This window comes from Sphingomonas sp. R-74633 (assembly GCF_013416555.1).
Classification (GTDB): Bacteria; Pseudomonadota; Alphaproteobacteria; order Sphingomonadales; family Sphingomonadaceae; genus Sphingomonas.
Genome location: NZ_JACCFG010000001.1, coordinates 890,766 through 906,975, shown reverse-complemented (window position 1 = coordinate 906,975; position 16,210 = coordinate 890,766). Strand labels below are relative to the sequence as shown.

The following is a 16,210-nucleotide window of genomic DNA, read 5'->3' as shown; positions in this document are numbered from 1 at the left end:
TTGATGGCGAAGGCTAATGGCGGCGGAAGCGGCGACGACACGACCATGGAAGTGGGCGACGCTCCGCTGATCGATCTGAACGAAGGTTCGATCAAGAAGCTCGTCGCGCGAGCCAAAAAGCGCGGCTACATCACCGTCGACCAGCTCAACGAGATGCTGCCGCAGGACCAGATGTCCTCGGAGCAGATCGAGGATGTGATGGCGGCGCTCAACGATATGGGCGTCAATGTCGTCGAGAACGAGGAAGCCGGCGAAGACGCCGAGCCCGAGGACGACAGCCAGGACGAAGCCGATTCGAGCGACAGCGGCGACGATTCGGCCCCTGCCTTCGAGACCAAGAAGAAGGAAACCGTCGACCGGACCGACGATCCGGTGCGCATGTACCTGCGCGAGATGGGCGCCGTTGAGCTGCTCAGCCGCGAAGGCGAGATCGCGATCGCGAAGCGCATCGAGGCCGGCCGCGACACAATGATCCTGGGTCTGTGCGAGTCGCCGATCACCTTCAACGCGATCATCGGCTGGTCGAACGCCCTCAACGAAGGCACGATGCAGCTGCGCGAGATCCTTGATCTCGACGCGATGCTCTCCAAGGGCCCGTCGGCCGAGCAGGTCGAAGGCGCTGAGGACGACGATTCGGGCGAGATCAGCGAAAAGACCGCCGGAACTTCTTTCAAGGAAGAGGAAGAAGTTGAAGAAGTTCAGGACGAGGAGGACGAGGACTCGATGACCGAGCGCCGCACTCCGCGGCCTTCGGACGACGAGGAAGAGGACAACACCCTCAGCCTCGCGCAGATGGAAGAGACGCTCAAGCCGCAGGCGCTTGAGAAGTTCGCCAACATCACCTCGATCTACAAGAAATTCTCCAAGATGCAGCTCTCGCGTCTCGACGCGATGGCCGCCGGCGGCGAGCTCGCTGCGTCGGACGAGAAGAAGTATCAGAAGCTGCGCGAGGAGCTCACGGCCGAGGTCGAGAGCGTCCAGTTCCACCAGCAGAAGATCGAATATCTCGTCGACCAGCTCTACAGCTTCAACCGGCGCCTGACCGCGCTGGGCGGTCAGATGCTGCGCCTTGCCGAGCGCCACAAGGTGAGCCGCAAGGACTTCCTCGACCGCTATGTCGATCACGAACTCGACGAGGGCTTCATCGCCTCGGTCGAGAAGCTCGACAAGAAGTGGGCAGCGTTCGCGCTCAACGAAGTCGCCGCGGTCGATCGCATCCGCATCGAGATCGCTGAGATCGCCCAGTCGACCGGCATGGCGCTCGGCGAGTTCCGCCGCATCGTCAACATGGTGCAGAAGGGCGAGCGCGAGGCGCGTATCGCGAAGAAGGAGATGGTCGAGGCCAATCTCCGCCTCGTGATCTCGATCGCCAAGAAGTACACCAATCGCGGCCTGCAGTTCCTGGATCTTATCCAGGAGGGCAATATCGGCCTGATGAAGGCGGTCGATAAGTTCGAATATCGCCGCGGCTACAAGTTCTCGACCTATGCGACCTGGTGGATCCGTCAGGCGATCACCCGCTCGATCGCCGATCAGGCGCGGACGATCCGTATCCCGGTCCATATGATCGAGACGATCAACAAGCTGGTTCGCACCAGCCGCCAGTTCCTCCACGAGCAGGGCCGTGAGCCTACGCCCGAGGAAATGGCCGAGCGCCTGAGCATGCCGCTCGAGAAGGTGCGCAAGGTGATGAAGATCGCCAAGGAGCCGATCAGCCTCGAAACGCCGATCGGCGACGAGGAAGATTCGCACCTGGGCGATTTCATCGAGGACAAGAACGCGGTCATCCCGGTCGATGCCGCGATCCAGGCGAACCTCAAGGAAACGGTCACCCGCGTCCTTGCCAGCCTGACGCCGCGCGAAGAACGCGTGCTGCGCATGCGCTTCGGCATCGGCATGAACACCGATCACACGCTCGAGGAAGTCGGCCAGCAGTTCAGCGTGACTCGCGAGCGAATCCGTCAGATCGAGGCCAAGGCGCTGCGCAAGCTCAAGCACCCCAGCCGCTCGCGGAAGATGCGGTCGTTCCTCGACCAGTAACTTCCCGTAACTTTACGGATATTGTCGAAACGCCTCGGAACTAGCTTCCGGGGCGTTTTCGTATTTTGCCCGGAACAGCGCCGGAACATGTGGTTTATCCACAGTAAATTTCGGATTCACTGTGTCTTTACGTGCTTCGGTATATCCCGGGGTTGCAAAACCTACCCGCTGGCATGGGGCCGGCAGGAGATGCGGGGGCCTATGCCGTTTGATTCCGTACAAGTTGCGCGATTGGGCGGTGCGTGGGGCTCGATGGGTCAGCTCATCGCGTCCGATGGCAGTGGCAACCACCCCTATCTCCAGCGCCTCGCCCGCAATGAGGAGCCGCTGCGCGACCTCTCCGACGCGGCGCATCACATCTGCCTGCTCCACGGTCGCCATCCCGGCGTAATCGATCACGCGCTGGGCCATGCCCGGCTCGGCATCGAGCGCGACTGGCTGGAAGCCGCGGCAGATGCCTTTGTGATCGAACGCGCCTTCCTCGTCCGTATCGTCGCCGCTGCGGGGCCGCTGCCCAGCACGCCGGGCCATGCCGAGACCGAAGCGGCCACCGCCGCCCAGCGCCACGCCATCGATATGCTCGCCCAGTCGGACCGCGCCGGTTGCGCGACCGGCGCGGCGATTGCGCTGGCGATGGACTGGGCGGTGATCCGCGAATCGCTCGACGCCGCCGGGGAACGCCTGGGCCTCACCCCGCCCTCCTCGCAGCTGCCGCTCGCCGAGGAGACGGTGACGGTGGTCGACACGCTGGTCCGCGAAGGCATGCTTGAGCGCGCCATGCTGTTCGGCGCGCAGCAGCTCTTCGCCCAGCATCGCGGCTTGTGGGATCTGCTCGAGGCCCGCGCCTCGGCCCGCGACAGCCTGTAAGCGTCTTGCATCGGAGCACCGCGGCCCTCTAAGCCGTGGCATGCGTTTCGAAGGCACCCAAAGCTATGTCGCGACCGATGACCTGAAGGTCGCGGTCAATGCCGCCGTCACTCTGCGGCGCCCCCTGCTCGTCAAGGGCGAACCCGGCACCGGCAAGACCGTGCTGGCCTATGAGATCGCCAAGGCGGTCGGCGCGCCGCTGATCGAGTGGAACGTCAAGTCGACCACCAAGGCACATCAGGGCCTGTACGAATATGACGCGGTCGCCCGCCTCCGCGACGGCCAGCTCGGCGACGAGCGCGTCCACGACATCGCCAACTATATCCGCAAGGGCAAATTGTGGGAGGCGTTCACTGCCCCGCAACTGCCCGTTCTGCTGATCGACGAGATCGACAAGGCCGATATCGAGTTCCCCAACGACCTGCTCCAGGAGCTCGATCGCATGGAATTCCATGTCTACGAGACCCAGGAGACCGTCCGCGCCGCCGAGCGGCCGATCGTGGTGATCACTTCGAACAACGAGAAGGACCTGCCCGACGCGTTCCTGCGCCGCTGCTTCTTCCACTATATCAAGTTCCCCGACCGCGAGACGATGCAGGCGATCGTCGATGTCCACTTCCCCGGCATCCAGAAGATCCTGGTCAGCAAGGCGATGGATATCTTTTACGAGATCCGCGAAGTGCCGGGCCTGAAGAAGAAACCCAGCACCAGCGAACTGCTCGACTGGCTCAAGCTGCTCCTTCACGAGGAAGTGCCGCTCGAAGTGCTGCAGAACAAGGACCCGACCAAGGCGATCCCGCCGCTGCACGGCGCGCTGCTCAAGAACGAGCAGGATGTGATGCTGTTCGAGCGGCTCGCCTTCATGGCCCGCCGCCAGCAGGGCAAGTGATGCCGTACACCGGGAGCTGCGCCTGCGGGGCGGTCACCGCCGAGATCCGCGGCGAGCCGGTTGCGGTGCGCCAATGCTGGTGCCGCCAGTGCCAGCGCCTCGCTGCAGGATCCGCGACCGCCAATGCAATGTTCGCCACCGACGACCTGGCGCTGACCGGCACGCTTTCGAGCACCAGCTATGTCGCCGAGAGCGGTAACACGCTGACCCAGAGCTTCTGCGGCACGTGCGGTACCCCGGTAATGGGCCAGTCTTCGGCCCGGCCGCAGTTCCGCACGCTGCGACTCGGTTTCCTCGACAATGCCGAGGGCCTGGCGCCGCAGGTGGCGATCTGGACCGACGAGGCACCGGCCTGGGCGCAGATCGATCCGGCGATGGAGACTCATCCGCGCCAGCCCCCGGCGCCACCCAAAATCTAATTTACCCAGATTGAGTATGAAAAGTCACGAAAGTCGCGACACGTAAGAAGCAGCGATTGCGCCTTTCTCGGACGTCGCCTTTTACCCAAAACGGGATCCAAGGCGACGGCGCGGGGCAAGCGTCGCACGAGATCCCGGCTTTCGCCTGGATGCCGAATTTGTCTTCGCGATGAGAAAGAGCGCGCGAAGTGTCTCAGACAAAATCCTACATTGGAAGCCGTCATTCTCAGTCGGCGCCTAAGTAGAAATACGGTTAACCACTCTTAAACCAGCCCGGGTTACGGTCTGCTTGGGGGGGACCTTGTATGGGTCTCCGAGTATGCGTTTGCGTGTTGCGTTCCCTGTGCTCCTTGCCGCTGCGCTATCGGCCGCAGCGCCCGCCGGCGCACAATCTCTCCTCGAATATGTCGGCGAGTGCGTGCCCTTTGCGCGCGCGGCTTCGGGCATCCAGATCTATGGCGATGCCTGGACCTGGTGGGGCCAGGCCGCCGGACGCTATCAGCGCGGCCAGGTGCCGAAGGTCGGCGCCGTCCTAGCCTTTTCCAAGAGTGCCCGCCTCCCCCTCGGCCATGTCGCGGTGGTGAGCCGGATCGTCGAGAAGCGCGTGCTGATGATCACCCATGCCAACTGGTCCCGCCAGAATGGCGAGCGCGGCCATGCCGAGCAGGACGTGACACTGTTCGATGTCTCCGAGCGCGGCGACTGGAGCCTGGTCAAGGTCTGGTACCGTGACCGCAACGGGCTGGGCAGCTCGATCTATCCGGCGCACGGCTTCATCTATGGCATGCCTGACCGCGATGCCCCCGCCACCGTGCGCAAGGCCCGCCCCTCGGCCGAACTCACGTCGCGCCAGCCCGACTATGTCGGCTCGCTGATCGACGCGTATGTAACGCGGTGAGTTGAGCTTGCCCGGCGCCAAGCGGCAAGGCATCTAACGCAGCATGACCGGGGGAGATCAGGGCGCGAATCGGCGCTGGTGGTGGGCGATCTACGCGATCGTTCTTGCAGGCCTGGCGGTGCGGTTCGTCTGCTCGCTCGGGGACCTGTGGTTCGATGAGGCCTGGTCGGCGGCGCAGGCGCGCGACGCGCTGACGCCGATCGGCGTGTTCACCGGGATCAACCACGACAATAACCACCATATCAACTCGCTGTGGATGCAGTTCGTCGGCTTCGGCGCCTGGCCGCCGCTGGTGCGCCTGATTTCGATCCTGAGCAGCACCGCGGCGATCCTGGTGGCAGCGAAGATCGCCGAGCCGCGTGGGCGGATCACCATGGCGATCACCGCCCTGCTCTTCGCCTTCTCGCCGATGCTGGTGACGATGGGATCCGAAGCACGCGGCTATGCCAGCATGTCGCTGGCGATGCTGGTCGCGATCCTGTTCATCGATCGCTGGCTGGCAGGCGACCTGAGCTATCGCCGCCCGACCACCTTTGCCCTGTGCTTCTTCCTGGGCGCCTTCTCGCAGCTCACGATGATCTTCGCGGCCGTGGCGCTGGTCGGCTGGCCGTTCTTCGTATTGTGGAAGAGGAATGGCTTCCAGGCTGCGGTAATCGAGACTTTCAAGACCTTCATCGTGCCGGTGCTGGTGCTGATAGGCGTACTCGCCTTCGTCCTGCTCGCCGGCAAGCTGGCGGGCACCGGCTTCCGCTTCGGGCGCTACGATCCGTTCGACCTGATGATGTTCCTGAACGGCACCACCACGGCGATTGGCTACACGATCGGCGTGCCCTGGAAGGACATCTGGCCGATCGTCCTGGTGCTGGTGCTGCTCGTCCTCGCGCCGCGTTCCGGTGCCTCGCGCATCGCGCTGTACCGCCTGGCGATCTTCGGCTTCCCGTTCATGCTCGCGGTGCTCCACGCCGGCAACGTCGGCCATGCTCGCTATTACATGCCCGCGCTGATCCCGCTGTTGCTGATGCTGGGCGAGATGATCGGCTTCGGGCTGGAAAAGGCCGACTGGAGGCGCATCGTCGCCGCTATCGGCCTTGCGGTGATGCTCGTCGGAAGCCTGTGGTGCGACTATGTGCTGGCAGTCGACCAGCGCGGCGATCCGGGTGGCCCGGTGCGCACGATGATGGCGCTGGCACCCCAGGGCACCAAGATGCTGCTCGACCGCGACACGGGACAGGCGGCGATCGATGTTGCCGCTGCACGCCGCAAGTACAAGCTCGAGGCGATCCTGGGCCGGTGCGATCCGCAGGCCCGCTTCCTGCTGATCGACCGCTTCCTGGGCGAGACGTTCCCGCAGAATGTCGATCGCTGCGGAATACACTTCGTGCCCATCGCCGAACACCGGATGCGCAGCCTGTCGGGCACCGACTGGAACCTGTACGAGCGCCGGCCTCTCCCCTAAACCGGCGCGATGTTCCTTTCTTTCCTCGACGAACTGCGTGCCGCGGGCATCCCCGCCAGCCTGAAGGAGCATCTGGTGCTGCTCGAGGCGCTCGACCGCGACGTGATCGAGCAGACGCCTGAGGCCTTTTACTATCTCGCCCGCGCCACTTTCGTGAAGGACGAGGGGCTGCTCGACAAGTTCGACCAGGTCTTTGCCAAGGTCTTCAAGGGGATCGCCACCAGCTATGGCGTGGCGCCGGCCGACATCCCCGAGGAATGGCTGCGCGCGATCGCCGAGAAGTATCTCAGCCCCGAAGAGATGGCGAGGATCGAGTCGCTCGGCTCGTGGGACGAGATCATGGAGACGCTCAAGAAGCGCCTCGAGGAGCAGCATGAGCGCCACCAGGGCGGCAGCAAGTGGATCGGCACCGGCGGCACCTCCCCCTATGGCAATGGCGGCTACAACCCCGAGGGCGTCCGCATCGGTGGCGAGAGCCGGCACAAGCGTGCGCTGAAGGTTTGGGAGGGGCGCGAGTTCCGCAACCTCGACAGCACCAAGGAACTGGGCACCCGCAACATCAAGGTCGCGCTACGCCGCCTGCGCCGCTTCGCCCGCGAAGGCGCCGCCGACGAGCTCGACATCGACGCGACGATCGACGGCACCGCCCGCCAGGGCTGGCTCGACGTGCGGATGCGCCCGGAACGGCATAATGCAGTGAAGCTGCTGCTCTTCCTGGACGTCGGCGGATCGATGGACCCGTTCATCAAGCTCTGCGAGGAGCTGTTCTCGGCGGCCACCGCCGAGTTCAAGAACCTGGAGTTCTTCTATTTCCACAACTGCCTGTACGAGGGCGTGTGGAAGGACAATCGCCGCCGCTTCCAGGAGCGCACGCCGACCTGGGACATCCTCCACAAGTACGGCCACGACTATAAGCTGATCTTCATCGGCGATGCCTCGATGAGCGCTTACGAGATCACCCATCCCGGCGGCTCGGTCGAGCATTTCAACGAGGAGCCCGGCGCGGTGTGGATGCAGCGTGCGCTCAACACCTATCCCGCCTCGGTGTGGATCAACCCGATCCCGCGCGAGCAATGGGGCTATACCCAGTCGGTGAAGATCCTGCGCGAGCTTATGGGCGACCGGATGTACCCGCTCAACCTGGCCGGGCTTGACGAGGCGATGCGCGAGCTGAGCCGCAAGCGCTAGGGCTTGCTCGCCGCCGCCTCGTCGCGTGTATTCCGGATGATCTGCCGGGCAACCTCACCCTTCTGCTTGATCGCGTTGACGTCCGGGCGGCTCTTGTAGAGCCCCTGCAGGAAGCCCTGGTCGAGCGCCGTCAACTCGGGATCGGTGAAGCTGGTGTCCTTGTCGAACAAAGTGATGATCGAATCGACGTTGGCACCGTCCTTGGGCGGGCGGGCGCCGGCGAGCGTGCGCATCGCGACATAGTCGGCGATCTGCACCACCGACTTCCCGACCACTGCCTTGTCGTCGATCACCACGATCGACTTCACGGTCACCTGCTGGGTGGCCATGGTGATGTTCGAGGCGCCCCACCTGCTGACATATTTGACGCCGTCATCATCGCTGTCGGCGCGGTTGCCCAGTTCGTCGCGCACTTCAATCGTGCTCCAGGCGTGGACCGGACCTTCGCTCAGCGCCTTGCGAAGATTCCTGGTGTCGAGATTGCCGAAGAAGCCGGGGAAGCTCTTGCGCAGCGCCACGACGAAATCATCGGCGTCATGCGCGACCATCAGTGCGATATTGGGCTGGCAGCCCAGCTCGCCGACCTTGGCGCCGGCATCGAGCGCTACGGCGCGCAGCCGGGCCTCGATTGCCTTGGCGGCGTCGGGGCCGAGCCCGGCGACGATCGGGCAGATCGGCTCGGCGAAGCGCGCAAGCTGGCCCTCGACGCTCGAGCTGATCTGGCGGACGAAGCGCTTCGCGGTCTTGGGCGGCACGCCCTTGGCACCGACAACGACGATGTTGCTGTCGTCCTGCTCCTGCTTGGCCTGCGGCTTCTTGTCCTGGGCGAGCGCCGGGGTGACGGTCAGGGTCAGAGCGAGGGCGGCGGCGGAGAATGCGGTGCGCATGATCAGCGCTGCTTGCCCGAGACCATGCCCCTGGAGATCCGCCAGGCCTGGTCCGAAGCCTGTTCGTTCGGGTTGCGCAGATGGTAGAGGCCGGCGAGCAGGCCGAGGTCCATGTCGGTGATCTCGGTGGGCGGCGGCGCGACGTTGGGGTCGAACAGCGACAGGATCGACGCCGAGGCGATCGAGCCCTTGGCGGGCGGCTTGGCGCCGACCAGGGTGCGCATCACGACATAGTCGCCGAGCTGGCGCACCGATTTGCCGAGCGCGACCTTGCGGTCCATCACGACGACGGCGTTGATCGTCACCGCCTGGGTGTCGCCCTCCATCATCGGCGGATAATCGGGATCGTCATTGCCGGTCGAGATATTGCCGACCTCGTCGCGGGTGACGACGAGGCGCCAGGCATGGATCGGCCCCTTCTGAAAGGCATCGCGCAGCGCGCCGTCATCGAGGTTGGTGAAGGCCGCGTTGCGGCGCTTGCGCATCAGCTGGATCAGCGCATCGGAATCCTCGGCGAACACGATCATCAGGTTCGGCTCGCACTTCTCCTTGGCCATGCGGACCGAAGTGGCGCTGCCGACGGTGCGGATGCGGTCCTCGATCGACGCCTTGAAGCGCTCGGGCAGCCCGATGACCAGCGGACAGACCGGGTCGATGAAGCGGGCGAGCTGGCCGTCCTGCGTATCCAGCACCTGGCGGATGTAGCGCTGGGCCTTCTTGATCGGCTTCTGCGCCTGGCCGGTAACGACGATGTTGCCGTCCTGCGATTGCTTGGGCGCCTCCTGCGCATAAGCGAGGGGGATGGCGGCGAAAGACGAAAGCAGGAAAAGGGAAGCCAGGCGGGCACGCATAACGTTCGATCCTCTCGTTCGTCGGGATCTCCGCATGCGCCGACTTCTTCAGAGTCGGTCGACAGCCCGATGGAACGCAAGAATTATCGTGCGCAAAAGCGGCTGTCCACTGCCGCTATATTACCGATTTGTTAGAGTCGGTCGACCGCGCGGTGGAGACGGCGGAGGATCGCGCCGTCATGCGCCTGGCCATTGGCGGCTTCGGTGGCCAGCGCCATCAGGCGGACCGCGCCGAAGCTGGCGGCGAGCCCCTTGAGGCGCAGCGCGGCGGCGGCCCAGGCATCGGGGCTTTCGGCCGACTTCATGGTTTCGAGGCAGCGCTGCACCCCGTCGAGAAACGCCTCGCGCAGCTCGGCGATCAGCGCGGGCTCGTCGCCCACAGCCGCCGCCAGCGTCGCATCGATTGCACCCGGATCATACGCCATGGTCAAACCCTAGCGCAGACACCGTTAACGCCGCGTTTCCAAGGCCATATTGGCGGAACTGTTGGTACAGCGCCGAAATGTGGTAAATGCACGACATGATTGGGGGAAAACCTGCTGAACCGCTGACCGCGAACAATGACGCGGAAGAGCTGGTCCTGTCCGAAGCCGAGGCCGTTGCACCGGTCGCGGCGGAGCCCGTCGCCTATGACGAGGCCGATGACGACGAGGATGAAGACGCGCCGCGCCGTCGGTTCGGCTGGGTGGTCCCTGCCCTTGCCGTCCTGCTGGTGCTGGGCTGGTTCGGGACGATGGGCTGGCTGCTGCGCGGGGATTTCGTCGGTCCGGTCGATCCGGCCCGGCTCGTCCAGCTGATCGCAGCGCTGTGCGTGCCCCCTGCCCTGGTCGGTATCCTGTATCTCCTGATGCTCCGCACGAGCCGGGCCGAGGCGCAGCGCTTCGGCGCCAGCGCGCGGGCGATGCGCGCCGAGGCGGCGAGCCTTGAGCGCGTGGTTGCCACGCTTTCGCGCAAGATCGAGGAGAACCGCGCGGCGCTGGCCGAGCAGACCAACATCCTGATCGCGATGGGCGAGCGCGCCTCCGAGAAGCTGGAGAGCGCCTCGAACAGCGCTGCGGCGCAGGCCCGCTCGATCGACGCGAGCACCCGCCATTTCGGAGAGTCCGCCGCCGATGCCGAGCGGCGTGTTGAGGTCATCCTTTCCTCGCTGCCCAAGGCGCATGAAGAGATGCGCGGGCTGTCCGACCGGGTCGACGCCGCCGGGCTGCTCGCCAGCGAACGCGCCGCCGCGCTCGACACCCAGCTTTCCGCGCTGTCCGAACGGGGCCGCGAGGCCGACCAGATCGCCGGCGGCGCCGCCGACCGGCTCGCCGCGCACATCGCCCGGATGGAAGCGACCAGCGAGACCGCCAGCGCGCGGCTCGAAGCGGTCACCGGCGAGATGTCGACCCAGGTCGATGCCGTGCTCGACCGCGCGGCGAGTGCGGTGGACGAGGCACGCAAGGGCATCGCCACCCAGGGCGAGGCGATCCTGGCGATGCTCTCCGCCAACCAGGCCGCGCTCGACCGCGCCGGGCGCGACAGCGCCGAGGCGCTGGGCGAACGAATGGCGACGATCGAGGAAGCGATCGGCCGGATCAGCTCGCGCCTCGGCGAGGAACAGACCCGCGGCGACGCGCTGTTCGAGAGCCTGGCGATCGGCATCGACCGGCTCGACCGGACGATGGACGATTTCGATGCCGCCGGTACCGAGCGCACCCAGCGCCTCGCCGCCTCGATTAGCGCGCTGCACGGCTCGGTCGATGCGATGACGGTGGCACTCAACACGGGCGACGATACCGCCCGCAAGGTGATCGGGACCTCCGAGGAGCTGCTGACCGCGCTCGACGCCTCAGCGCGCGAGATCGACGAGACGCTGCCCGAAGCGTTGGAGCGGCTCGACGCCCGCATCACCGCGAGCCGCCAGGTCGTCGCCGGCGCCAAGCCCGAGCTGCTGGCGCTGGTCACCGCCGCCGAGAGCACGCATGACGCGATCGAGGCCATCGCCGACGTCGTCAGCCAGCAGCGCGACACGCTCGCCAAGACCCAGGCCTCGCTGCTCGAGACGCTCGCCACCGGCGGCGACCAGGCCGAGCAGCTGAGCGCGATCGTCGACGAGACGATCAACACCACCCGGCGTTTCGCGGAGAGCGCAGCGCCGCAGCTGGTCGAGGCGCTGCTCAGCGTCCGCGAGACCTCCAGCGCTGCCGCCAACCATGCCCGCGAGACGCTGTCCGCAATCGTGCCGCATGCCGAACGCGCAATCGAGGAAGCGGCCGGCGATGCGCTGCGCCGCGCAGTCGATGCTTCGATCCGCCGCCAGCTCACCGAGCTTGCCGAGACGACCGAGGCAGCGGTCAACGCCGCCTCCCGCGCCTCCGAACGGCTGACCCAGCAGATGGTGGCGCTTGCCGACACCACTTCGCAGGTCGAGAGCCGTATCGCGGAGGGTCGCAAGGAGCGCGAGGATTCGGACAGCGACAATTTCGCCCGCCGCGTCTCGCTGCTGATCGAAGCGCTCAATTCGGCCTCGATCGAGATCACCAAGGCCTTCTCGGCCGAAGTGACCGACAGCGCGTGGTCGGCCTATCTGAAGGGCGATCGCGGCGTCTTCACCCGCCGTGCAGTGCGTCTGCTCGACCCGTCGGAAACCAAGGAAATCCACCGACTCTACGAGGACGACGAGGGCTTCCGCGACAACGTCAATCGCTACATCCATGATTTCGAGGCGATGCTGCGCCAGATCCTGGCGCTGCGCGACGGATCGCCGATGGGCGTGACGCTGCTGTCGTCGGACATGGGCAAACTGTACGTCGCGCTGGCACAGGCGATCGAGCGGCTGCGGACCTAGTGTCGGCGAGCCTGGTACGGCAGCAGAGCGGATATTATTCGCTCGAACTCGAGACAGCGGACCTGGACGCGCTCAAGTCCGCCATCTTGGATCGCTATGGGACGCCGAAGACCAAGCGCTATCCGATGCTGACCGTCTATCGCTTCGGTGGATGCAGCTTCACGTTCCAGCATCAATGGGACGATCCCTGCCTGATCGCCAGCTCCGCCGAGGGAGACGCGATCCTGGAGACACTCCACGGGGTGCTCAGCGGCGCGGATTAGCCGCGCCGTTCCGACGAAGGCGCGGCTCAGGAGCCGCCCGGCGGGTGCATGTGCGCCCACCAGTCGAGCATCTCGGTGGTGACCCAGCCATTGACGTAGTTGAGGTAGAAAATCCCGAACAACACGGTCGCGACGACCGTAGTGCGCTTGGCGATCTTCTTCGTGCTGAACTCGTGGGGTGCGCTCGGCGCCTGGCCGGGGACCAGCTCCACGCCCGCCTCCTCGCTCGTCTTCACGCCGAACGGCAGGACGAGGAAGACCGAGAAGGCCCAGAACAGGAAATAGATGGCGAGCGCGGACTTCCAGGGCATGGAGCGCTAGTAGAGTGAGATTGCGGGGAACGGAAGCCGTCTGATCCTGAGCTGCTCCCCGGCGAAAGCCGGGGCCCAGGGCCAAGAGCGACGCGGCACAGAAACCCTGGGCCCCGGCTTTCGCCGGGGAGCAGTAAGCGACGGCGCCCTATTGCTCGATGATCAGCACGTCCACCACGGGCTTCTTGCCGGTGTAACGCACCGCAGCCCGCCGTACCGCAAGCCGGATCGACTCGCGCAGCCGTTCGAGCTCGCCCTTGCCGTCCTTCTTCACTGCCTCACGGGCAGCGTCGCTGGCCTCGGCGAGGAAGTCGTCACGGTCCTCCTCCACGGGGATGCCCTGGAGGCGGATCTGCGGGTCGCCGGCGAGCTTGCCGTTGCGGATCACCACCGCGGCGCTGATCTGGCCGTAAAGGGCCACGCGGCGGCGCTCGTTGATCGTGGGGCCGTCCGCCGGCAGGATGATGTCGCCGTCGAGGACGAGGCGGCCGACCGGGGCCTCGCCGATCTTGTGCGGCTTGCCCGGGGCCAGGCGGATGATGTCGCCATTCACCTGGCGGATCGACTGCGGCACGCCCTGCTCGAGCGCGAAACGCGCCTGCTCGTACATGTGGCGGACCTCGCCGTGCACCGGCACGACGATCTCGGGCCGGATCCACTTGTACATCTCGGCCAGTTCGGGGCGTCCCGGGTGCCCGGAGACGTGGATGAAGGCCTGGCGATCGGTGATCAGCTCGACGCCCTTGCCGGCCAGCGTGTTCATAATCCGCCCGATTGCAATCTCGTTGCCGGGGATCTGGCGCGAAGAGAACACCACGGTGTCGCCCTCATGCACCTTGAGGACATGGCTGCCCTCGGCAATGCGGTTAAGCGCGGCGCGCGGCTCGCCCTGTCCGCCGGTGGCGACGATCAGCACCTTGTTGGGCGGCAGGTCCATCGCGGTGTCGAAGTCGATCGTCTCGGGGAAGTCGCGCAGGTAGCCGGTCGCCTTGGCAACGCGGATGATCCGGTCGAGCGAGCGCCCGGCGACGCAGAGCTCGCGCCCGGTGTCGCGGGCGACTTCGCCCAGCGTCTGCAGGCGGGCGGCGTTCGAGGCGAAGGTAGTGACGAGCACGCGGCCCTTCGCGGCGCCGATGACCTGGTCGAGGCCCTCGCGCACCGCGCCCTCGGAGCCCGAAGCCTCGGGATTGAACACATTGGTGCTGTCGCAGACGAGTGCGAGCACACCCTTGTCGCCGATCGCGGTCAGTTCGGCCGCGGTCGAGGCGCCGCCCAGCGCGGGGCTGTCGTCGAGCTTCCAGTCGCCGGTATGGAAGATGTTGCCATAGGGCGTCTCGATCAGGACGGCATTGCCCTCGGGGATCGAGTGGGCGAGCGGCGTGTAGGTGATGCGGAACGGGCCGAGGTTGAACGGGCCTTCCTCATCGACCACGTTGAGCTCGACCTTCTCCTCGATGCCTTCTTCCTCGAGCTTGCCGCGGATCAGGCCAGCGGTGAACGGGGTGGCATAGAGCGGCACGCCCAGGTCGCCGGCTAGATAGGGCAGCGCGCCAATATGGTCTTCATGCCCGTGGGTGAGGACGATGCCGATCAGATCGTCGAGCCGCTCCTCGATGAACTGGAGGTCGGGCAGGATCACGTCGATGCCGGGATAATTGGCGTCGCCAAAGGTGATGCCGCAATCGACCATCAGCCACTTGCCCTGGCAGCCATAGAGATTGACGTTCATGCCGATCTCGCCCGAGCCGCCGAGCGCGAGGAAGAGGAGTTCTTTTTCAGGGGTCACTTGGTTTCCTCGGTCAACGGCTGCGTTCCCACAGCATCGCCAACCCTTGAATGGTCAGATCGGGTTCGATCACATCGAATATGGGGGTGCGCTTCTCGAAAAGCACGGCCAGACCGCCGGTGGCGATTACTTTGACGGGGCGGCCGATCTCGGCCTTCATCCGCGCGACCAGCCCTTCGATCATCGCGACATAGCCCCAATAGATGCCGATATGCATCTGGTCGACCGTGTTGCGGCCGATCACGCTGGTGCTTTCCGGCGCGGTGATCGCGATGCGGGGCAGCTTGGCGGCCGCGGTGACGAGCGCGTCGAGCGACAGGTTGATGCCCGGGGCGATGATGCCGCCCTTATAGGCCCCGCGATAGTCGACCAGCTCGAAGGTGGTGGCGGTGCCGAAATCGATGATGATCAGGTCGCCCTGGTGCAGCGCATGCCCGGCGATGACGTTGAGCGCGCGATCGGCGCCGAGGCTGTTCGGCTCCTCGACATCGAGCGCGAAGCCCCATTCGGCCTTGCCCTGGCCCGCGATCACCGCGTCGGTCTTGAAATATTTGCTGCTCAGCACCTGAAGGTTGTGCAGCGCACGCGGGACGACGGTGGCGACGATCACGCCGGTCACGTCCGAACGGTCATAGCCTTCGAGGCTGAGGAGCTGGCTGAGCCATACTGCATATTCGTCCGCAGTACGGCGCGGATCGGTCGCGATCCGCCAGCGCGCGCGGATCTCGCCGCCGTCCAACAGGGCGAAGACGACATTGGTGTTGCCGGCATCGATCGCGAGCAGCATTTCCGGGCCTCTCAGAGCAGGAACACGTCGGCGGCGTGAATGACATGGCTGGTGCCATCGGCCAAGCGAAGGATGAGCGCGCCTTCGCTGTCGAGTCCGCCGAACAGGCCGTCCATGCTGGAGCCGTCAGCGAGGCGAGCGGTGAGCGCAGTGCCAATCGGATGCGCGCGGGCAAGCCAGCGCTCGCGGACCGGAGCGATGCCGTCACGCCAGCGCGAAACCCAGCGGGCGAAGCTTTCGGCCAGCGTCTCGGCGAAGAGCTGAGGGTCGGGGGTGACGCCGTGGGCCGCCAGGCTCGTCGCCTTGCGATCCAGATCTTCAGGATGATGGGCGAGGTTCACGCCGAAGCCGAGGATGACGGCGTCCCCTACCCGCTCGAGCAGGATTCCGGAGAGCTTGGCACCATCGATGAGGACGTCATTCGGCCATTTCAGCATCGGCGACGCGGAGGCTGGGCCCCGGCCTTCGCCGGGGAACAGGAAGGTCGAAACCGTCTCTTCCAACGCGACCGCCGCTACGAGCGCAAGCGTCGCGGGCGAAGGCTCACCCGCCCGCGTCCGGATCAGCGTCGAGACGTAGAGATTGCCCACCGGCGACTGCCAGGCGCGACCCTGGCGGCCCTTGCCGGCGGTCTGCCGCTCGGCCCGCAGCCACAGGCCTTCGCTCGCCCCGCCCCGGGCGAGCTCGGCCATGTCGGCATTGGTAGAACCCGTCTCGGCGACGGTCCGGACAATCGCG

16 protein-coding genes are annotated in these 16,210 nt (G+C 65.7%); 9 read left to right on the top strand and 7 right to left on the bottom strand.

Annotated elements, in window-relative coordinates:
* The first annotated feature begins 3 nt into the window (after positions 1–3).
* The 7 genes from rpoD to HZY97_RS04235 all read left to right on the top strand — a co-directional run bounded on the left by rpoD (position 4) and on the right by HZY97_RS04235 (position 7,757).
* Positions 4–2,040, top strand: a complete 2,037-nt coding sequence (gene rpoD, locus HZY97_RS04265; protein ID WP_180140871.1) for an RNA polymerase sigma factor RpoD — start codon at positions 4–6, stop codon at positions 2,038–2,040.
* Between the two features lie 252 nt (positions 2,041–2,292).
* Positions 2,293–2,907, top strand: coding sequence for a hypothetical protein (locus HZY97_RS04260; protein WP_257214866.1), 615 nt, complete (start codon positions 2,293–2,295; stop codon positions 2,905–2,907).
* A 40-nt stretch (positions 2,908–2,947) separates the two neighbouring features.
* Positions 2,948–3,796 carry a MoxR family ATPase gene (locus tag HZY97_RS04255; protein WP_180140867.1) on the top strand — a complete coding sequence of 283 codons (849 nt, stop codon included), beginning with the start codon at positions 2,948–2,950 and terminating at the stop codon, positions 3,794–3,796.
* A complete protein-coding gene (locus tag HZY97_RS04250) occupies positions 3,796–4,215 on the top strand; it encodes a GFA family protein (RefSeq protein WP_180140865.1) in 420 nt (139 codons plus the stop codon). Before HZY97_RS04255 ends, HZY97_RS04250 begins: the two co-directional genes overlap by 1 nt.
* A gap of 319 nt (positions 4,216–4,534) precedes the next feature.
* Complete coding sequence (locus HZY97_RS04245) at positions 4,535–5,113, top strand: CHAP domain-containing protein (RefSeq protein WP_180140863.1); 579 nt, start codon at positions 4,535–4,537, stop codon at positions 5,111–5,113.
* 43 nt (positions 5,114–5,156) lie between these two features.
* Positions 5,157–6,569 carry a hypothetical protein gene (locus tag HZY97_RS04240; protein ID WP_180140862.1) on the top strand — a complete coding sequence of 471 codons (1,413 nt, stop codon included), beginning with the start codon at positions 5,157–5,159 and terminating at the stop codon, positions 6,567–6,569.
* Between the two features lie 9 nt (positions 6,570–6,578).
* Positions 6,579–7,757: a VWA domain-containing protein gene (locus HZY97_RS04235; RefSeq protein WP_180140860.1), complete on the top strand. Its 1,179-nt coding sequence runs from the start codon at positions 6,579–6,581 to the stop codon at positions 7,755–7,757.
* On the opposite strand, the gene HZY97_RS04230 is transcribed toward HZY97_RS04235, so the two are convergent.
* From HZY97_RS04230 to HZY97_RS04220, 3 genes are all read right to left on the bottom strand, one after another.
* Positions 7,754–8,644 (bottom strand): hypothetical protein, encoded by an 891-nt coding sequence (locus HZY97_RS04230; protein WP_180140858.1) that lies wholly within the window; start codon positions 8,642–8,644, stop codon positions 7,754–7,756. The two genes, HZY97_RS04235 and HZY97_RS04230, sit on opposite strands and share 4 nt — an antisense overlap.
* Before the next feature lie 2 nt (positions 8,645–8,646).
* Positions 8,647–9,495 carry a hypothetical protein gene (locus HZY97_RS04225; RefSeq protein ID WP_180140856.1) on the bottom strand — a complete coding sequence of 283 codons (849 nt, stop codon included), beginning with the start codon at positions 9,493–9,495 and terminating at the stop codon, positions 8,647–8,649.
* Positions 9,496–9,626: 131 nt separating this feature from the next.
* On the bottom strand, positions 9,627–9,920 hold the full coding sequence (locus HZY97_RS04220; RefSeq protein ID WP_180140855.1) for an Hpt domain-containing protein: 294 nt from the start codon (positions 9,918–9,920) through the stop codon (positions 9,627–9,629).
* Positions 9,921–10,006: 86 nt separating this feature from the next.
* Between HZY97_RS04220 and HZY97_RS04215 the strand changes: the two genes are divergently transcribed.
* Both HZY97_RS04215 and HZY97_RS04210 read left to right on the top strand, forming a co-directional pair.
* Entirely contained in the window at positions 10,007–12,325 is a 2,319-nt protein-coding gene (locus tag HZY97_RS04215) for a hypothetical protein (protein WP_180140853.1), read from the top strand.
* Entirely contained in the window at positions 12,325–12,588 is a 264-nt protein-coding gene (locus HZY97_RS04210) for a hypothetical protein (RefSeq protein WP_180140851.1), read from the top strand. Before HZY97_RS04215 ends, HZY97_RS04210 begins: the two co-directional genes overlap by 1 nt.
* Before the next feature lie 26 nt (positions 12,589–12,614).
* Here HZY97_RS04210 and HZY97_RS04205 read toward each other — a convergent pair whose 3' ends face one another.
* The 4 genes from HZY97_RS04205 to HZY97_RS04190 all read right to left on the bottom strand — a co-directional run bounded on the left by HZY97_RS04205 (position 12,615) and on the right by HZY97_RS04190 (position 16,206).
* Positions 12,615–12,899, bottom strand: coding sequence for a DUF1467 family protein (locus HZY97_RS04205; protein WP_180140849.1), 285 nt, complete (start codon positions 12,897–12,899; stop codon positions 12,615–12,617).
* A gap of 148 nt (positions 12,900–13,047) precedes the next feature.
* On the bottom strand, positions 13,048–14,685 hold the full coding sequence (locus HZY97_RS04200) for a ribonuclease J (protein WP_180140847.1): 1,638 nt from the start codon (positions 14,683–14,685) through the stop codon (positions 13,048–13,050).
* Positions 14,686–14,698: 13 nt separating this feature from the next.
* On the bottom strand, positions 14,699–15,472 hold the full coding sequence (locus HZY97_RS04195) for a type III pantothenate kinase (protein WP_180140845.1): 774 nt from the start codon (positions 15,470–15,472) through the stop codon (positions 14,699–14,701).
* Positions 15,473–15,483: 11 nt separating this feature from the next.
* Positions 15,484–16,206: a biotin--[acetyl-CoA-carboxylase] ligase gene (locus HZY97_RS04190; RefSeq protein ID WP_180141651.1), complete on the bottom strand. Its 723-nt coding sequence runs from the start codon at positions 16,204–16,206 to the stop codon at positions 15,484–15,486.
* Between the last annotated feature and the right edge of the window lie 4 nt (positions 16,207–16,210).